The sequence below is a fragment of the Rhodococcus sp. NCIMB 12038 genome (genome assembly GCF_002165735.1).
Taxonomy (GTDB): domain Bacteria; phylum Actinomycetota; class Actinomycetes; order Mycobacteriales; family Mycobacteriaceae; genus Rhodococcus_F.
This window is the reverse complement of the sequence record NZ_NHML01000005.1, coordinates 74071-90127: the sequence shown is the minus strand read 5'-3', so window position 1 is coordinate 90127 and position 16057 is coordinate 74071. Positions and strand designations below refer to the sequence as shown.

The window sequence follows — 16057 nt, the reverse complement described above, 5'->3', positions numbered from 1 at the left end:
GTAATCTGAAGTCACAGTCGACACTCGCTGCCGGCGCATGGGCACTCGCCCGCGCCCGGTCTGACGGGAGGGTGCACTGATGGGCACGAACGACGGAAAACCTGCCGATCTGGTGCTGTTCGGTGACGTGGTCACCATGAACGACGCCGCGCCACGCGCTCGGGCGGTCGCGGTGCGGGACGGGCGGATCGCCGCCGTCGGCAACGACGCCGCGGTGTTTCCGCTGATCGGACCGGCAACGATCGCGGTCGACGTGCACCGCGCCTGCATCCTCCCCGGGTTCATCGAGGCGCACGGTCACCCGTTGAACTCGGCGGTGCTGCTCGGCGAACCGGTGGTGGACATCAGGCCGGTGACCATCGCCGACGCCGATGAGGTGGTCGATGCCGTCCGCCGCGCCGTCGACGAGCACCCCGACGGCGCCGTGCTCAACGGCTGGGACCCTCTGCTCCAGAAGGGGCTGCCGGAGCCGTCCCGGGAATGGCTCAATACCGTCGCTCCCGACACCTCCCTGGTGATCCTGCACAACACCGGTCACGTGGCGTATTTCAACGACGTCGCCGCCCGGGAAGCAGGATTGAACAAGAAGACGCCGGACCCGGAGGGCGGCAGCTTCGGCCGCGACGAGTCGGGCGAACTGAACGGTTCGGCGTTCGAGGCGCCCGCGGTGATGGCGGTGGCCGCCTCGATTCTCGAGGGTGCGTCCACCCGGCTGCCGGAACTTCTCGCCGCGGAATGCGCGCGGATGAACGCGGCAGGCATCACCACCGCCAGCGAGATGGCCTTCGACCCACGCTTCCGGAGCGCGTTGACGGCGATCGCCCGGTCCGGTGCGCTCACCACCCGGCTGCGGCTGTACGAGATGTCGAACCCGGAGCGCTCCACGGACGTGTCACCCGGAGTGGGCGACGACCTGCTGCGCCAGGTGGGCATCAAGATCTGGTCGGACGGCTCGCCGTGGGTGGGCAACGCGGCCACGAGTTTCCCGTACCTCGACACGGACGTCACGCGGTCGCTCGGACTCGCCGGATCACGCGGCAAGGCCAACTACACCGCGGACGAGATTCTCGAGATCAGCAAGCCGTACTTCGAGAACGGCTGGCAGATCTCCTGTCACGCCAACGGTGACGCCGCGGTCACCCTGGCCCTCGACGCGTGGGAGCGGATGCTCGCCGAGTCGCCGCGAGAAGACCACCGACTGCGGCTCGAGCACGTGGGGGCGATGACCCCGGAGCAGTTCCGACGGGCGACCGAACTCGGCGTCACGTGCAGCCTTTTCGTCGACCACCTCTATTACTGGGGCGACGTGCTCGTCGACGACCTGTTCGGCGAACGCGGAGCACGTTGGGCCGCTGCGGCTTCCGCGATCGCGGCGGGCCAGCGGATCTCGTTCCACAACGACGGTCCGGTCACCCCGACCAACCCGTTGCGCAACATCGCCGACGCCGTCACCCGCCGCACCCGGTCGGGACGCGTGCTCGCCCCCGAGGAGCGGATCTCCGTCCCGGACGCCCTGCGCGCGGAGACGATCAACTCGGCGTGGCACCTCCGGAGCGAGGACGCGATCGGGGCGATCGTTCCCGGGCTGCACGCCGATCTCGTCGTGCTGTCGGCCAACCCGCTTCTGGTGGATCCCGACGACATCGCGGACCTCGAAGTGCTCGCCACGATCCTGGAGGGTCGAACGGTCTTCGGAAAGCTGGAGTGATCCGGGTGGCGTCCGGGTCGCGGGCGCTGCGGTCGGTGGGGGCGTCGACCGGAGCCTGGATCCGCACCGCGGGCTACACCCGCAAATGGCTGGTCCTCGGTGTCGTGATCGGCATCGTCGCGGGGCTTGGCGCGGTCGTGTTCTACGTCGCGCTGTCGGAGGCGACGCAACTGCTGATCGTCGACATCGGCGGCTACCACCCGCCGACGGCGGCCGGTGACGGCGGCGCGGGCGGCAGCAGGGAGTTCACGAGACCGTGGGCGATTCCGCTCGTGGTGTGCCTGGGCGGTCTCGTGTCGGGCATTCTCGTGTTCACCCTGGCACCGGAGGCAGAGGGGCACGGCACCGACGCGGCGATCGAGGCCGTGCACCGGGACCCCCGCATGATCCGCGTCCGCGTCGTGCTGGTGAAGCTCGTCGCGTCGGCGATCACGATCGGATCCGGCGGGTCCGGCGGCCGGGAGGGGCCCACCGCGCAGATCTCGGCGGGTTTCGGATCGCTCCTCGCCCGCAGGCTGGACCTGTCGCCGCGGGACGGACGCATCGCTGTGGCGATCGGCATCGGCTCCGGGATCGGCGCCATCTTCGGCGCCCCGCTCGGCGGCGCGGTGCTGTGCTGCACGATCCCGTACAAGGAGGACTTCGACTTCGAGGTGCTCGTGCCGGCACTGGTCACGTCGATCGTCAGCTACACCGTGTTCGGCAGCTTCCTCGGTTTCGGCCCGCTGTTCGGGTACGCCGCCCAGGACTACGTCTTCGACACCCCGGCGCAGCTGGTGTGGTTCGCGCTCATCGGTGTGCTCGGCGGCCTGATCGGATTGCTGTACAGCGGGACGTTCTACAAGGCCGTCGACCTCACCCACCGCCTGCCCGGCAGCCGGATCGTCAAGCCGGCGGTCGGCGGGCTGCTCGTCGGACTGATGGCGCTGGTGCTGCCCGAGGTGCTGGGCAGCGGATACGGCTGGATCCAGCAGTCGATGGCCCGCGACGACCTCGCGGCCATCCCGCTGTGGGTGGTGCTGTTGTTGCCGTTCGCGAAGATCCTCGCGACGTCGCTGTCCATCGGATCGGGTGGATCGGGCGGCATCTTCGGCCCGGGCATGGTGATCGGGGCGTTCACCGGCGCCGCGGTGTGGCGACTGCTGGAGCCGATCGCCGCGGGCGTCCCCGACAATCCGGCGCCCTTCGTCATCGTCGGCATGATGGCGTGTTTCGGAAGCATCGCCCGCGCCCCGCTCGCGGTGATGCTGATGGTCGCGGAGATGACGGGAAGCATCGGCGTGCTCGTGCCGGGGATGATCGCCGTCGGAATCTCCTACCTCATCGTGCGCCTGTCTGGGAAGACGATCTACCGCGCGCAACTCGAGAACCGGGCGGAGGCTCGGCTCGCCCAGGGTTCGCCGGGGTGATCGGATCCGGGTCCCTGTTCTGAGTGCCTGGAGGATTCGGGCATGCTTGTGGCCATGACTGTTCACGTTCCTCAGTACGTCGACCTCCTCTGGCCAGCGCTTCAGGCTGCCATTGCTTTGGGTGGTTCGGCGTCCAACGAGGAGCTCGACAGCGCAGTCGTTGAGCGAGAAGGTCTTTCGTCGGACGTGCAGGGTGTGCTGCACGGTGACGGTCCGAGCACCGAGATCGAGTACCGGCTGGCGTGGGCGCGCACCTACCTCAAGGGGATGGGTCTGCTCACCAACAGTCGCCGCGGGGTGTGGAGTGTGACGGAGAAGGGCCGGGAGGTCGGCGAGAGCGAGATCCGCCCGTTGCATGCCGAGTTCTCCGCCGAGAACCGCAAGAAGAATGCCGCGCGCAAATCGGCGAAGGCCGCATCCCGGAGGAACGACGAACCGGACGCCAACATCGCCGAGGCCGAGAACGACGCGGACTGGAAGGACCTGCTGCTCGACACGGTCCTGAAGATGTCGCCGCCCGCGTTCGAGCGGCTGACTCAGCGGTTGCTGCGGGAGGCGGGATTCTCGAGCGCGTCCGTCACCGGCCGCGGCGGTGACGGGGACATCGAGGGCCTTGGCGTGTACCAGTTGTCGTTGCTCAGTTTCCCCGTGTTCTTCCAGTGCAAGCGCTACAGCGGCAGTGTCGGGGCCGGGGCGGTGCGCGACTTCCGTGGCGCGATGGCGGGTCGCGGCGAGAAGGGTCTGCTCATCACGACCGGGACCTTCACCGGTGACGCCCGCACGGAGTCCAAGCGGGACGGTGCCCCGCCGATCGACCTGATCGACGGCGACCGGCTGTGCGACCTGTTGAAGGAGCATTCACTGGGGGTTCAGACCACCACGCGTCTCGTCGAGGACGTCGAGGTCAGGTCCGATTACTTCCACTCCCTCGAGCCGAAATGATCATGGTCGGGTCACCTCGGCCCGGCCCGGACAGTCTTTCCCGTTGCGGTATGGCCACGAAGCGATCACGCAGGCCCTGAAGCGGTGCCGACGGCGTTCACCCGTGTGTAAAGAGGAAGTTAAATGCACATGTCACTGACGTGAAGAGCGACCGAGGGAAGTCGACATGACGACCACATCGCCGTGGCCGTTGAGGCGCCGCACCGTACGGCCACCGGCGGGGATGCTGGCGGACCGGCGATTCGGGGTGCTCGTCGACCAGTTCTTCCGGCTGTTCCACGACGCGGGCCAGGGCGGCGGTGCACTGGCCGTCTACCTCCACGGTGAGCCGGTCGTCGACGTGTGGGCCGGGTGGGCGAGCCGCGACACGTTCTGGCAGAACGACACGGTCACCCTCACGTTCTCCACGGGCAAGGGTGTCGCGTCCACCGTGCTGCACCGTCTCGCGGGACGCGGGATCATCGACTACGACGCGCCGGTGGTGCAGTACTGGCCCGAGTTCGCCACCGCGGGCAAGGACGAGATCACGGTGCGCGAACTGCTGTCGCACCGCGCCGGACTGCACCGCGTCCGCGGGCTCGTGCCCGGACCGCTGAGTCTGATGGACCATGGCCTGGTCAGTGCCGCACTGGCCGCGGCGACCCCGGATCGGCGGCGGCTGAAGGCCCCCGGCTATCACGCCGTGACATTCGGTTCGCTGGTCGCCGAACTGACGGCGCGTGCGGCCGGAACGCACTTCACCGATTTGGTGCGCACCGAGATCGCCGAACCGCTCGGCGTGAAGGAATTCTGGTACGAGGTGCCGCCGGCCGAGCGGTCCCGGATCGCGAGAACGTTCCCGCACATCAACCCGTTCGGTGTTCCCTGGGGTGCGACGTCGTTCGCGATGGCGCGGCTGCCCGGTCTCCGCAACGTCGCCGACGCCGGCATGCCCGCCGGTTTCGACGCCCTCGTCCGCAACCCCGCGATCCACGACAGCGTGATGCCGGGATGGAACGGCGTGTTCAGTGCCCGCGCGCTCGCGCGCATGTACGGGGCGCTGGCCAACGGGGGAACCGTCGGCGGTGCCGAGTTCCTCCCGCCGGACGTCGTGGCTCAGCTGAGCCAGGTGCAGACCACGGCCCGCGACTACGTTCTGGGGATACCGATGAACTGGCGGCTCGGCTACCACGCGGGAATGGTCGCGCGCCGTAGGCAGCCGTCGAATACCTTCGGGCACTACGGGTTGGGCGGGTCGGGCGCGTTCGCCGACGCCGACACCGGGCTGTCGATCGCCTTCGTCACCAACCGGCTCGGCAACATGCTGACCCCCATCGCGGATCTCCGCCTGCCGAAGCTCGGTTCCACGGCGCTCGCCATCGCCGAGAGGCTGTAGCCGGGCCGCTGCGGCCACCGGCCGAACCAATTCGATTTCGACGCGCCGTTTTTCGATCGACGCGAGCCGCCGGTCTGGAAGGCGGGGGACCGGTAGCATCGTGTCCGTGACCGACGCGACCGCCCACACCAGCCGTCCCGATCGGTTGCGTGTCCTCGTCTACAGCGACGACGCGAGCACCCGCCAGAAGGTCGTTCTGGCGTTGGGGAAGCGTCCGCACCCCGACCTTCCGGAGCTGGAGTACGTCGAGGTGGCGACGGCGCCCGTGGTGATCCGGGAGATGGATGCCGGCGGTATCGACCTGGCCGTCCTGGACGGGGAGGCGGTGCCCGCGGGCGGGATGGGGATCGCCAAGCAGTTGAAGGACGAACTCGACGCGTGCCCGCCGATCCTCGTCCTGACCGGACGTCCCGACGACGCCTGGCTGGCCAGCTGGTCGCGTGCGGAGGCCGCCGTGCCGCATCCGCTCGACCCGATCCGGTTGTCCGAAGCGGTCATAGCGCTGCTCCGCACCCGACTCTCCGCTTAGGGTCTCCTGACTTCTGTTTCCGCCGTCCGAAGGCGCATCGAGCGCCTGTCCCGCAGCGGTTTTCCGCATTTCCAGATCGCCTGGAAATCGCTCGGTCAAATCGGCCGGGCCCGGCGACTTCCCTTGTACGCTGTGGCATAACTCACAAGAGCGTAGCTTCGGAAACGACCGCCCGGGAATCGGGCGGGCAGGCTCGGGAAGAGGGGAGCTGAGACGGCGTGAATGTCTATGTGCCGATCCTCGTGCTCGGGGCGATTGCTGTCGCGTTCGCGGTGTTCTCCGTGATCGTGGCGAGGATCGTCGGTCCGAGACGCTACAACCGTGCCAAGCTCGACGCCTACGAGTGCGGGATCGAGCCGACTGCCTCGCCGCTGGGCGCGGGCCGCATCCCGGTGAAGTACTACCTGACGGCCATGCTGTTCATCATCTTCGACATCGAGATCGTGTTCCTCTATCCGTGGGCTGTTCATTTCGACGCCCTCGGCTTCTTCGGTCTCGGGGCCATGGCCCTGTTCATCTTCAACGTCTCCGTCGCCTACGCGTACGAGTGGCGGCGTGGCGGTCTCAGTTGGGACTGATCGGTCCCGTCAGCGATCCAAAAGCTAAGTCGGAAGAGAAGAGTCGGATATGGGCATCGAGGAGAAGCTGCCGAGCGGCTTCCTGCTGACCACGGTAGAGGGGCTTGCGGGTTACGTCCGCAAGGGCTCGCTGTGGCCCGCCAGTTTCGGGCTCGCGTGCTGTGCGATCGAGATGATGGCCACCGCAGGCGGACGCTTCGACATCGCCCGCTTCGGCATGGAGGCCTTCCGTGCCTCACCGCGGCAGGCCGATCTCATGATCGTCGCCGGCCGGGTGAGCCAGAAGATGGCGCCGGTGCTGCGGCAGATCTACGACCAGATGGTGGAGCCGAAGTGGGTGCTGGCGATGGGCGTCTGCGCGTCGTCGGGTGGGATGTTCAACAATTACGCGATCGTGCAGGGTGTCGACCACATCGTGCCTGTCGACATCTATCTCCCGGGGTGCCCGCCGAGGCCCGAGATGCTGCTGAACGCGATCCTCACCCTGCACGAGAAGATCCAGCAGATGCCGCTCGGTGTGCACCGGGAGGAGGTGGCGCGTGCGGCGGAGCAGGCCGCGCTGGCCGCCACCCCTACCTTCCAGATGAAGGGCCTGCTCCGGTGACGGCGCGACAAAGGTCCCGTGCGGCGAGGGAGCGGAGCGAGCCGAGCAGGTGCCGGGCGAGGGAGCGGAGCGAACCGAGTACGAGGTGCCGGAGCCGTGCGGTCTGGACTGAGGAACGAGGGAGCGTAGCGAGTGAGTGACGAGGGAAGACCGCACGATCAAGCTCCGGCACACGCGAGCGAAGCGAGCCATGTCCCAGAGCAGATCGGCGTGCGCAAGGGTTTGTTCGGGGTGCGGGGTAGTGGTGATACGTCGGGGTATGGGCGGTTGGTGCGTCCGGTGTTGTTGCCGGGGAGTACGCCGCGGCCGTTCGGCGGGTATTTCGACGAGGTGGCGGATGGGTTGGGGGCGGCGCTGGCGGAGTCGGGGGTGGGCTTCGAGGTTGCGGTGGAGTCGGTGGTGGTGTTCCGGGGTGAGGTGACGTTCGGTGTGCGCCGCGAGTTCTTGGTGCCGGTGGCGCGTGCGCTGCGGGATGAGCCGGATCTGCGGTTCGAGATGTGTCTGGGTGTGAATGGCGTGCATTTCCCGCAGGATGCGGGCCGGGAGTTGCATGCGGTGTATCCGTTGTTGTCGATTACGCACAATCGGCGGATCCGTCTGGAGGTGGCGGTGCCGGATGGGGATCCGCATATTCCGTCGTTGTATGACGTGTATCCGACGAATGATTGGCACGAGCGGGAGACGTACGACTTTTTCGGGATCGTGTTCGATGGTCATCCGTCGTTGACGCGGATCGAGATGCCGGATGACTGGCCGGGTCATCCGCAGCGGAAGGACTATCCGCTCGGCGGTATTCCCGTCGAGTACAAGGGCGCGGAGATCGCGCCGCCGGACGAGCGGCGGGGGTACAACTGATGAGCGAGGACACGGTTTTCACGGTCGCCGGTCAGGACTGGGACGAGGTTGTCGATGCGGTGAAGGCGGCGTCGGATGATGCGGGGAGCGGCGAGGAGCGCATCGTCGTGAACATGGGTCCGCAGCATCCGTCGACGCACGGGGTGTTGCGGCTCATCCTGGAGATCGAGGGTGAGACGGTCACGGAGGCCCGGTGCGGGATCGGTTATCTGCACACGGGGATCGAGAAGAACCTGGAGTACCGCACCTGGACGCAGGGCGTGACGTTTGTGACGCGGATGGATTATCTGTCCCCGTTCTTCAACGAGACGGCGTATTGCCTGGGTGTGGAGAAGTTGCTCGACATCACGGAGCAGGTGCCGGAGCGGGCGAGTGTCATCCGGGTGATGTTGATGGAACTGAACCGCATTTCCTCGCATCTGGTGGCGCTGGCCACGGGTGGGATGGAGTTGGGCGCGGTGACGGCGATGCTGTTCGGTTTCCGGGAACGTGAGTTGGTCCTGGACGTGTTCGAGTTCATCACGGGGTTGCGCATGAACCATGCGTATATCCGGCCTGGCGGGTTGTCGCAGGATCTGCCGGAGGGGGCGGTGGAGAAGGTCCGCGAGTTGCTGACGGTGATGCCGGAACGGTTGCGGGACATGGAGAATCTGCTGAACGACAACCGCATCTGGAAGGGCCGGACGAAGGGCATCGGGTATCTCGACCTCACGGGGTGCATGGCGCTGGGGGTGACGGGTCCGATGCTGCGTGCGACGGGTCTGCCGCACGATCTGCGGAAGTCGCAGCCGTATTGCGGGTACGAGAACTACGAGTTCGACGTCAGCACCGACACCGGGTGTGACGCGTACGGCCGTTACCTGATCCGGGTCGACGAAATGAAGGAGTCGCTGAAGATCGTCGAGCAGTGCCTCGACAAGTTGCGGCCGGGGCCGATCATGGCGGAAGACAAGAAGATCGCGTGGCCTGCGGATCTGACGTTGGGCCCGGATGGTCTGGGTAATTCGCCGGAGCATGTCCGCGAGATCATGGATTCGTCGATGGAGTCGCTGATCCATCATTTCAAGTTGGTGACCGAGGGTTTCCGGGTGCCGCCGGGCCAGGTGTACGTGGCGGTGGAGTCGCCTCGGGGTGAGCTCGGGGTGCACATGGTGAGCGACGGTGGCACGCGCCCGTTCCGGGTGCATTTCCGCGATCCGTCGTTCACGAATCTGCAGTCGGTGGCGGCCACGTGTGAGGGCGGCATGGTGGCGGATGTGATTGCCGCGGTCGCGAGCATCGACCCCGTCATGGGGGGAGTGGATCGATGACCGAGCGAGCGGCACCGGCGCAACCACCTGTTTTCATCGAGTTCGGGCCGAGGCCGGAGGAGAACGGACGGTTGGTGCGGCCGGGTGCGCGGGAGGAGTATCCGCCGGAGATCCGGGCGCGGCTCGCTGCCGACGCCGATGTCGTCGTCGCGCGTTACCCGAATTCGCGTTCCGCGCTGCTGCCGTTGTTGCATCTGGTTCAGGCGGAGGACGGGTGCATCACGCCGGCGGGGGTCGAATTCTGTGCCGGCCGGCTCGGGTTGACCGGCGCCGAAGTGGCCGCGGTGGCGACGTTCTATTCGATGTACCGGCGCGATCCGACGGGTGACTACTACGTCGGGGTGTGCACCAACACGTTGTGCGCGGTCATGGGCGGCGACGCGATCCTCGCCGCGCTGGAGGAGCATCTCGATCTGCCGCACGGTGGCACGACCGCGGACGGCAAGGTCACGTTGGAGCACATCGAGTGCAACGCGGCGTGCGATTACGCCCCGGTGGTGATGGTGAACTGGGAGTTCTTCGACAATCAGACCCCGGAGTCGGCCCGCTCGCTCGTCGATTCCCTGCGGTCGGGGGATCGGGTGACGCCGAGCCGCGGCGCGACGCTGTGCACGTTCCGGGAGACCGCCCGCATTCTCGCCGGGTTTCCCGACGAGCGTCCCGGTGCGCTCGAGGAGGGCGTCGCCGGCGACGCGACACTGGCCGGCCTGCGCATTGCGCGGGAGCGGGGAATGACGGCGCCGGATCCGGCGGAGACGTCCCTCGTCCCGGAGCCGCAGTCGCAGGGCACCGAGGCGGTGGCGGCGGAGTCGACGAAGGACGAGCCTGCGCCTGCCCCGTCGGCGACGGTCCCTCCGGAGCGGTCCACCTCCGAAACGAACCCGGCTGCCACCGACCCCGGACGGAAGGGAGACTGACATGCCGCTGACCCCGGTTCTGAGCCGCTACTGGGACGAACCCGAATCCTGGACCCTCGACACGTACCGTCGCCACGACGGGTACGAGGGCCTGCAGAAGGCGCTGCGCATGGACCCGGACGAGGTGATCTCGACGGTCAAGGAGGCCGGTCTGCGCGGTCGCGGTGGAGCCGGGTTCCCGACCGGCATGAAGTGGTCGTTCATCCCGCAGGGCGACGACAAACCGCACTACCTCGTGGTCAACGCGGACGAGTCCGAACCGGGCACCTGCAAGGACATGCCGCTCATGCTGGCCACGCCGCACGCGCTCGTGGAGGGCGTCATCATCGCGGCGTACGCGATCCGCGCCGGGCATGCCTTCATCTACGTGCGCGGCGAGGTGGTGCCGGTGCTGCGCCGGCTGCAGGCCGCGGTCGCGGAGGCGTACGCGGCGGGCTATCTCGGCAAGAACATCCTGGGAACCGGGTTCGACCTCGAGTTGGTCGTGCACGCGGGTGCCGGGGCGTACATCTGCGGGGAGGAGACGGCGCTGCTCGACTCGCTGGAGGGGCGCCGCGGCCAGCCCAGGCTGCGTCCGCCGTTTCCCGCGGTGGCCGGTCTCTACGCGTCCCCGACCGTCGTCAACAATGTCGAGTCGATCGCGAGCGTCCCGCCGATCATCGTGAACGGCATCGAGTGGTTCCGGTCGATGGGCAGTGAGAAGTCGCCCGGGTTCACCTTCTACTCCCTGTCGGGGCACGTGACCACACCCGGACAGTACGAGGCTCCGCTGGGAATCACGTTGCGGGAGTTGCTCGAGTACGCGGGCGGAGTCCGCGCCGGGCACCGGTTGAAGTTCTGGACGCCGGGCGGTTCCTCGACGCCGATCTTTACCGACGAGCACCTCGACGTCGCCCTCGACTACGAGGGCGTCGGCGCCGCCGGGTCGATGCTGGGCACCAAGGCCCTGCAGATCTTCGACGAGACCACATGTGTGGTGCGCGCCGTGCTCCGTTGGACCGAGTTCTACGCGCACGAGTCGTGCGGCAAGTGCACGCCCTGCCGGGAGGGCACCTATTGGCTGGTGCAGATTTTGGAGCGGCTCGAGCGAGGGGAGGGAACCGATGCGGATCTGCACAAGTTGCTCGACATCGCGGACAACATCCTCGGCAAGTCGTTCTGCGCTCTCGGTGACGGTGCGGCGAGCCCGATCATGTCTTCCATCAAGTACTTCCGCGACGAGTATCTCGCGCACTTCGAGCAGGGCGGCTGCCCGTTCGACCCGCACCAGTCCACGCTCATGGCTGGAGTGGACGCATGATTGGGCACCGGGATGGTGCGCGAGCCGTGACTCGGCGCCGGGGCCGCGCGGTCTGGACCGAGGAGCGAGGGAGCGCAGCGAATGAGTGACGAGGGAAGAGCGCGCGTGAAAGCCCCGGTGCCCGCGAGCGGAGCGAGCCGTGACTCGGCCCCGGTGCCCGCGAGCGGAGCGAGCCGTGACTCGGCCCCGGTGCCCGCGAGCGGAGCGAGCCCTGACACAGTGGACATCACTATCGACGGGGTGGAGCTGAGTGTTCCCAAGGGCACGTTGGTGATTCGTGCGGCAGAGATGATCGGTATCCAGATCCCGCGGTTCTGTGATCATCCGCTGCTCGACCCGGTGGGTGCGTGCCGTCAGTGCCTCGTCGAGGTGGAGGGGCAGCGGAAGCCGCTCGCGTCGTGCACCACGACGGTCACCGACGGCATGGTGGTGCACACCCAGCTGACTTCGCCGGTGGCGGACAAGGCGCAGAAGGGGGTGATGGAGTTGCTGCTGATCAACCATCCCCTGGATTGTCCGGTGTGCGACAAGGGCGGCGAATGCCCGTTGCAGAATCAGGCGATGTCCAACGGGCGCGCGGAGTCGCGCTTCGGGGAGGTCAAGCGCACGTTCCCCAAGCCGATTCCGCTGTCCACGGAGGTCCTCCTGGATCGTGAGCGGTGTGTGCTGTGTGCGCGGTGCACCCGGTTCTCCCAGCAGGTCGCGGGGGATCCGTTCGTCGAACTGATGGAGCGGGGTGCGCTGCAGCAGGTCGGGATCTACGCGAAGGAACCGTTCGAATCGTACTTCTCCGGCAACACCGTCCAGATCTGCCCGGTGGGCGCGCTGACGGGTACCGCGTACCGGTTCCGGGCCCGCCCGTTCGATCTGATCTCCAGCCCCAGTGTGTGCGAGCACTGTGCGAGCGGGTGCGCCCAGCGCACCGATCATCGGCGGGGCACGGTGTTGCGGCGGCTGGCGGGCGACGATCCCGAGGTCAACGAGGAATGGAATTGCGACAAGGGGCGGTGGGCGTTCGCCTACGCTCAGCGCGACCGGATCACCACCCCTCTGGTCCGCGGCGACGACGGCACGCTGGCGCCCGCCTCCTGGTCGGAGGCACTGGCCGTCGCGGCGCGGGGACTGACCGCGGCGCGGGGCAACGCGGGTGTCCTCGTCGGAGGCCGATCCACGTGGGAGGACGCCTACGCCTACGCGAAATTCGCACGAACGGCGCTCGGCACCAACGACATCGACTTCCGCAGTCGCGCACACTCCGGTGAGGAGGCCGACTTCCTCGCGGCCCGGGTGGCGGGGCAGCGACTCGCGGTCACCTACGACGATCTCGACGCCGCGCCGGTCGTCCTCCTCGCCGGGTTCGAGCCGGAGGAGGAGTCGCCGATCGTGTTCCTGCGGCTGCGCAAGGCGGCGCGTACGAAGGCCGTTCCGGTGTACTCGATCGCCCCGTACACGTCCCGCGGCCTCGAGAAGGTGTCGGGCAGACTGCTGCGGGCTGCGCCGAATGCGGAGCCGGAGGTCCTCGACGGCCTCCGTACGGGTGAGGTGGACGCGGGGGTCACCGAGTTGCTTCGCCGACCGGGTGCGGTCGTCGTGGTGGGGGAGAGGCTCGCCGCGGTACCGGGGGCGCTGTCCGCCGCGGTCCGGCTGGCCGACGCCACCGGGGCCCGGCTGGCCTGGGTGCCGCGGCGGGCCGGCGAACGCGGCGCACTCGAGGCGGGCGCGTTGCCCGGACTGCTCCCGGGCGGCAGGCCGGTGGGCGATCCCGTGGCCCGGCGGCAGGTCGCGTCGGCGTGGAACGTCGCGGATCTGCCGGACACCGCGGGCCGCGACACTGCGGGCATCCTCGCCGCCGCCGAGTCGGGGACGCTCGGGGCGCTGGTGATCGGCGGTGTGGAGATCGACGACCTCCCCGACCCTCAGGTCGCGACGGCGGCCGTCGACGCGGCCGGGTTCGTCGTGAGTCTGGAACTGCGCCACAGTGCGATCACCGATCGCGCCGACGTGGTGTTCCCCATCGCACCGGTCATGGAGAAGCCGGGCACGTTCCTCGACTGGGAGGGGCGGATACGCGACTTCGACGCCGCTCTCCGCGGCACCGGGGCGATGCCCGATCAGCGGGTGCTCCACGCGATCGCCGGCGAAATGGGTGTCTCGCTCGGTCTTCCCGACGCGGCGACCGCACGGCGGGAACTCGAGCGGCTCGGCGCCTGGGACGGTGACTTCCCGGATCCGCCCGACGTCCCGCAGTCCCCACGGCGGGACCCCGGGGCGGGGGAGGCGACGCTCGCCACGTGGCGGATGCTGCTCGACTCGGGGCGGCTGCAGGACGGGGAGCCGCACTTGGCGGGCACGGCGCGTACCCCGGTCGTGCGGATGTCCGCGACGTCGGCGGCCGAGTCGGGTGCCGGTGACGGAGATCCGGTCACCGTCACGACGGAACGAGGCGAAGTGACGTTGCCGTTGGTGATCACCGACATGCCGGATCGGGTGGTGTGGCTGCCGCTCAACTCACCCGGATCGGCGGTCTACCGGCAACTGGCCGCCGGGGCGGGAACCGTCGTGAACGTACGCCGCGCCGCAGGCACCAACGGGATCGCGCCGGGAGGTGCGCTGTGACGATCGCGGCGGTCTACCCCGACCCGGCACTGTTCGGGCACGACCCGTGGTGGCTGGTTCTGGGCAAGGCGCTGGCCGTCTTCGTGTTCCTCGTCCTCACCCCGCTTCTGACGATCCTGGCCGAACGCAAGGTCATGGCCTGGATGCAGATGCGCGTCGGCCCCAACCGGGTGGGCCCGCGGGGCATGCTGCAGAGCCTCGCCGACGGCATCAAGCTCGCATTGAAGGAGGGGATCGTCCCGAAGGGTGTGGACAAGCCGATCTACCTCCTCGCGCCGATCATCGCCGCGGTGCCCGCGTTCATGGCGTTCGCCGTGATCCCGTTCGGCCCGGCGGTGTCGATCTTCGGGCACTACACGCCATTACAGCTGACGGACCTGCCGGTGGCCGTGCTCTACGTCCTCGCGGCCACGTCGATCGGCGTCTACGGCATCGTGCTCGCCGGCTGGGCGTCCGGCTCCACGTACCCGCTGCTGGGAGGTCTGCGCTCGACGGCGCAGGTGATCTCGTACGAGATCGCGATGGCATTGTCGTTCGCGGCCGTCTTCCTGGACGCCGGAACGATGTCCACGTCGGGCATCGTCGCCTCCCAGGAGCACACCTGGTACGTCTTCCTGCTGCTGCCGTCGTTCCTCATCTACGTCACCTCGATGGTGGGTGAGACCAACCGGGCGCCGTTCGACCTGCCCGAGGCCGAAGGCGAACTGGTCGGCGGATTCCACACCGAGTACTCCTCACTGAGCTTCGCGATGTTCATGCTCGCCGAGTACGTGAACATGGTGACCGTCTCCGCGCTCGCCACCACCCTGTTCCTCGGCGGCTGGCACGCACCGTTCCCGCTCAGCCTGTGGGACGGCGCGAACTCCGGATGGTGGCCGGTGCTGTGGTTCACGCTGAAGGTCTGGGGTTTCCTGTTCGTGTTCGTCTGGTTGCGGGCCACGCTGCCCCGGCTGCGGTACGACCAGTTCATGGGTCTCGGCTGGAAGATCCTGATCCCGATCTCGCTGGTGTGGGTCATGATCGTCGCCACCGTCCGGGCCTTCCGCAACGAAGGCTACGACGCGAGGACGATCACCCTCGTCGTCGCGGGCCTCGTCGTGGCCCTCGTGGTGGTGGCGCTGCTGTGGAAGCGCCTGCGTCCCGGCCGCGTTCGCGCATCCGAGAAACCGGTCGAGCCGCGGGACCGCGCCGAACTGTCCCCGGAGACACTCGAACCGTTCGACCCCATGGCCGGTGGATACCCGGTTCCGCCGATGCCGGGTCAGACACTGCCCGCGTTCCGGCGCACGCCCGTCTCCGTCACCGGCGCGCACTCCACCGGATCGACTCAGGAGAACAGCGATGACTAAATTCCTCGGCCCCATAGCGGGATTCGGCGTGACCTTCTCCACGATGTTCAAGAAATCGAACACCGAGTTCTATCCGGAGGAGAAGACGCCGACGGCGCCCCGCTATCACGGCAGGCATCAGCTCAACCGGTACGCGGACGGACTGGAAAAGTGCATCGGGTGCGAACTGTGCGCCTGGGCGTGCCCCGCCGACGCCATCTTCGTCGAGGGCGCCGACAACACCGACGAGGAACGCTTCTCGCCCGGCGAGCGGTACGGCCGGGTGTACCAGATCAACTACCTGCGCTGCATCGGGTGCGGGCTGTGCATCGAGGCGTGCCCGACGCGGGCGCTGACGATGACCAACGAGTACGAGATGGCCGACGACAACCGGGCCGGCCTGATCTACGAGAAGGACCGCCTGCTGGCCCCGCTCGAGTCCGGCATGGTCGATTCGCCGCACCCGATGGCCCCGGGCACCACGGCCGAGGACTACTACCGCGGCACCGTGACCGGGGGAGCGGCGCCCGCGTCGCAGGACGAGTCGGAGGCGGACGACACGGCGGGGGACAAGCCGTGATCCAGG

General features: G+C 68.1%; 14 protein-coding genes. All 14 read left to right on the top strand.

Annotation, left to right across the window (positions count from 1 at the left end):
* The first annotated feature begins 79 nt into the window (after positions 1–79).
* Positions 80–1708, top strand: coding sequence for an amidohydrolase (locus CA951_RS08705; protein ID WP_087556476.1), 1629 nt, complete (start codon positions 80–82; stop codon positions 1706–1708).
* The gene (locus tag CA951_RS08700; RefSeq protein WP_087556475.1) at positions 1705–3117 is read left to right on the top strand and encodes a chloride channel protein; all 1413 of its coding nucleotides are present in this window, start codon (positions 1705–1707) and stop codon (positions 3115–3117) included. The genes CA951_RS08705 and CA951_RS08700 overlap by 4 nt, the downstream gene beginning before the upstream one ends.
* Before the next feature lie 42 nt (positions 3118–3159).
* Positions 3160–4059, top strand: coding sequence for a restriction endonuclease (locus CA951_RS08695; protein WP_087556474.1), 900 nt, complete (start codon positions 3160–3162; stop codon positions 4057–4059).
* Positions 4060–4225: 166 nt separating this feature from the next.
* Entirely contained in the window at positions 4226–5434 is a 1209-nt protein-coding gene (locus tag CA951_RS08690) for a serine hydrolase domain-containing protein (RefSeq protein WP_087556473.1), read from the top strand.
* A 106-nt stretch (positions 5435–5540) separates the two neighbouring features.
* Positions 5541–5963: a response regulator transcription factor gene (locus CA951_RS08685; RefSeq protein ID WP_087556748.1), complete on the top strand. Its 423-nt coding sequence runs from the start codon at positions 5541–5543 to the stop codon at positions 5961–5963.
* Between the two features lie 218 nt (positions 5964–6181).
* Positions 6182–6541, top strand: a complete 360-nt coding sequence (locus tag CA951_RS08680; protein ID WP_087556472.1) for an NADH-quinone oxidoreductase subunit A — start codon at positions 6182–6184, stop codon at positions 6539–6541.
* Between the two features lie 49 nt (positions 6542–6590).
* Positions 6591–7145: an NADH-quinone oxidoreductase subunit B family protein gene (locus CA951_RS08675; protein WP_087556471.1), complete on the top strand. Its 555-nt coding sequence runs from the start codon at positions 6591–6593 to the stop codon at positions 7143–7145.
* Positions 7146–7277: 132 nt separating this feature from the next.
* The gene (locus CA951_RS08670) at positions 7278–8000 is read left to right on the top strand and encodes an NADH-quinone oxidoreductase subunit C (RefSeq protein WP_087556470.1); all 723 of its coding nucleotides are present in this window, start codon (positions 7278–7280) and stop codon (positions 7998–8000) included.
* On the top strand, positions 8000–9310 hold the full coding sequence (gene nuoD / locus CA951_RS08665; protein WP_087556469.1) for an NADH dehydrogenase (quinone) subunit D: 1311 nt from the start codon (positions 8000–8002) through the stop codon (positions 9308–9310). The genes CA951_RS08670 and nuoD overlap by 1 nt, the downstream gene beginning before the upstream one ends.
* Positions 9307–10227 (top strand): NADH-quinone oxidoreductase subunit NuoE, encoded by a 921-nt coding sequence (gene nuoE, locus CA951_RS08660; protein WP_087556468.1) that lies wholly within the window; start codon positions 9307–9309, stop codon positions 10225–10227. The genes nuoD and nuoE overlap by 4 nt, the downstream gene beginning before the upstream one ends.
* 1 nt (position 10228) lies before the next feature.
* Complete coding sequence (gene nuoF, locus CA951_RS08655) at positions 10229–11527, top strand: NADH-quinone oxidoreductase subunit NuoF (protein ID WP_087556467.1); 1299 nt, start codon at positions 10229–10231, stop codon at positions 11525–11527.
* 81 nt (positions 11528–11608) lie between these two features.
* Positions 11609–14143 (top strand): NADH-quinone oxidoreductase subunit G, encoded by a 2535-nt coding sequence (locus CA951_RS08650; RefSeq protein ID WP_256973433.1) that lies wholly within the window; start codon positions 11609–11611, stop codon positions 14141–14143.
* The gene (nuoH, locus tag CA951_RS08645; RefSeq protein ID WP_087556466.1) at positions 14140–15492 is read left to right on the top strand and encodes an NADH-quinone oxidoreductase subunit NuoH; all 1353 of its coding nucleotides are present in this window, start codon (positions 14140–14142) and stop codon (positions 15490–15492) included. The genes CA951_RS08650 and nuoH overlap by 4 nt, the downstream gene beginning before the upstream one ends.
* The gene (nuoI, locus tag CA951_RS08640; protein WP_087556465.1) at positions 15485–16051 is read left to right on the top strand and encodes an NADH-quinone oxidoreductase subunit NuoI; all 567 of its coding nucleotides are present in this window, start codon (positions 15485–15487) and stop codon (positions 16049–16051) included. The genes nuoH and nuoI overlap by 8 nt, the downstream gene beginning before the upstream one ends.
* Positions 16052–16057 lie beyond the last annotated feature (6 nt).

Coding starts and splice junctions, on each gene's coding strand:
- nuoE (WP_087556468.1), top strand. CDS start 9,307: ATGACCGAGCGAGCGGCACCGGCGCAACCACCTGTTTTCATCGAGTTC.
- CA951_RS08650 (WP_256973433.1), top strand. CDS start 11,609: ATGAGTGACGAGGGAAGAGCGCGCGTGAAAGCCCCGGTGCCCGCGAGC.
- nuoD (WP_087556469.1), top strand. CDS start 8,000: ATGAGCGAGGACACGGTTTTCACGGTCGCCGGTCAGGACTGGGACGAG.
- CA951_RS08695 (WP_087556474.1), top strand. CDS start 3,160: ATGCTTGTGGCCATGACTGTTCACGTTCCTCAGTACGTCGACCTCCTC.
- CA951_RS08675 (WP_087556471.1), top strand. CDS start 6,591: ATGGGCATCGAGGAGAAGCTGCCGAGCGGCTTCCTGCTGACCACGGTA.
- nuoF (WP_087556467.1), top strand. CDS start 10,229: ATGCCGCTGACCCCGGTTCTGAGCCGCTACTGGGACGAACCCGAATCC.
- CA951_RS08690 (WP_087556473.1), top strand. CDS start 4,226: ATGACGACCACATCGCCGTGGCCGTTGAGGCGCCGCACCGTACGGCCA.
- nuoI (WP_087556465.1), top strand. CDS start 15,485: ATGACTAAATTCCTCGGCCCCATAGCGGGATTCGGCGTGACCTTCTCC.
- CA951_RS08705 (WP_087556476.1), top strand. CDS start 80: ATGGGCACGAACGACGGAAAACCTGCCGATCTGGTGCTGTTCGGTGAC.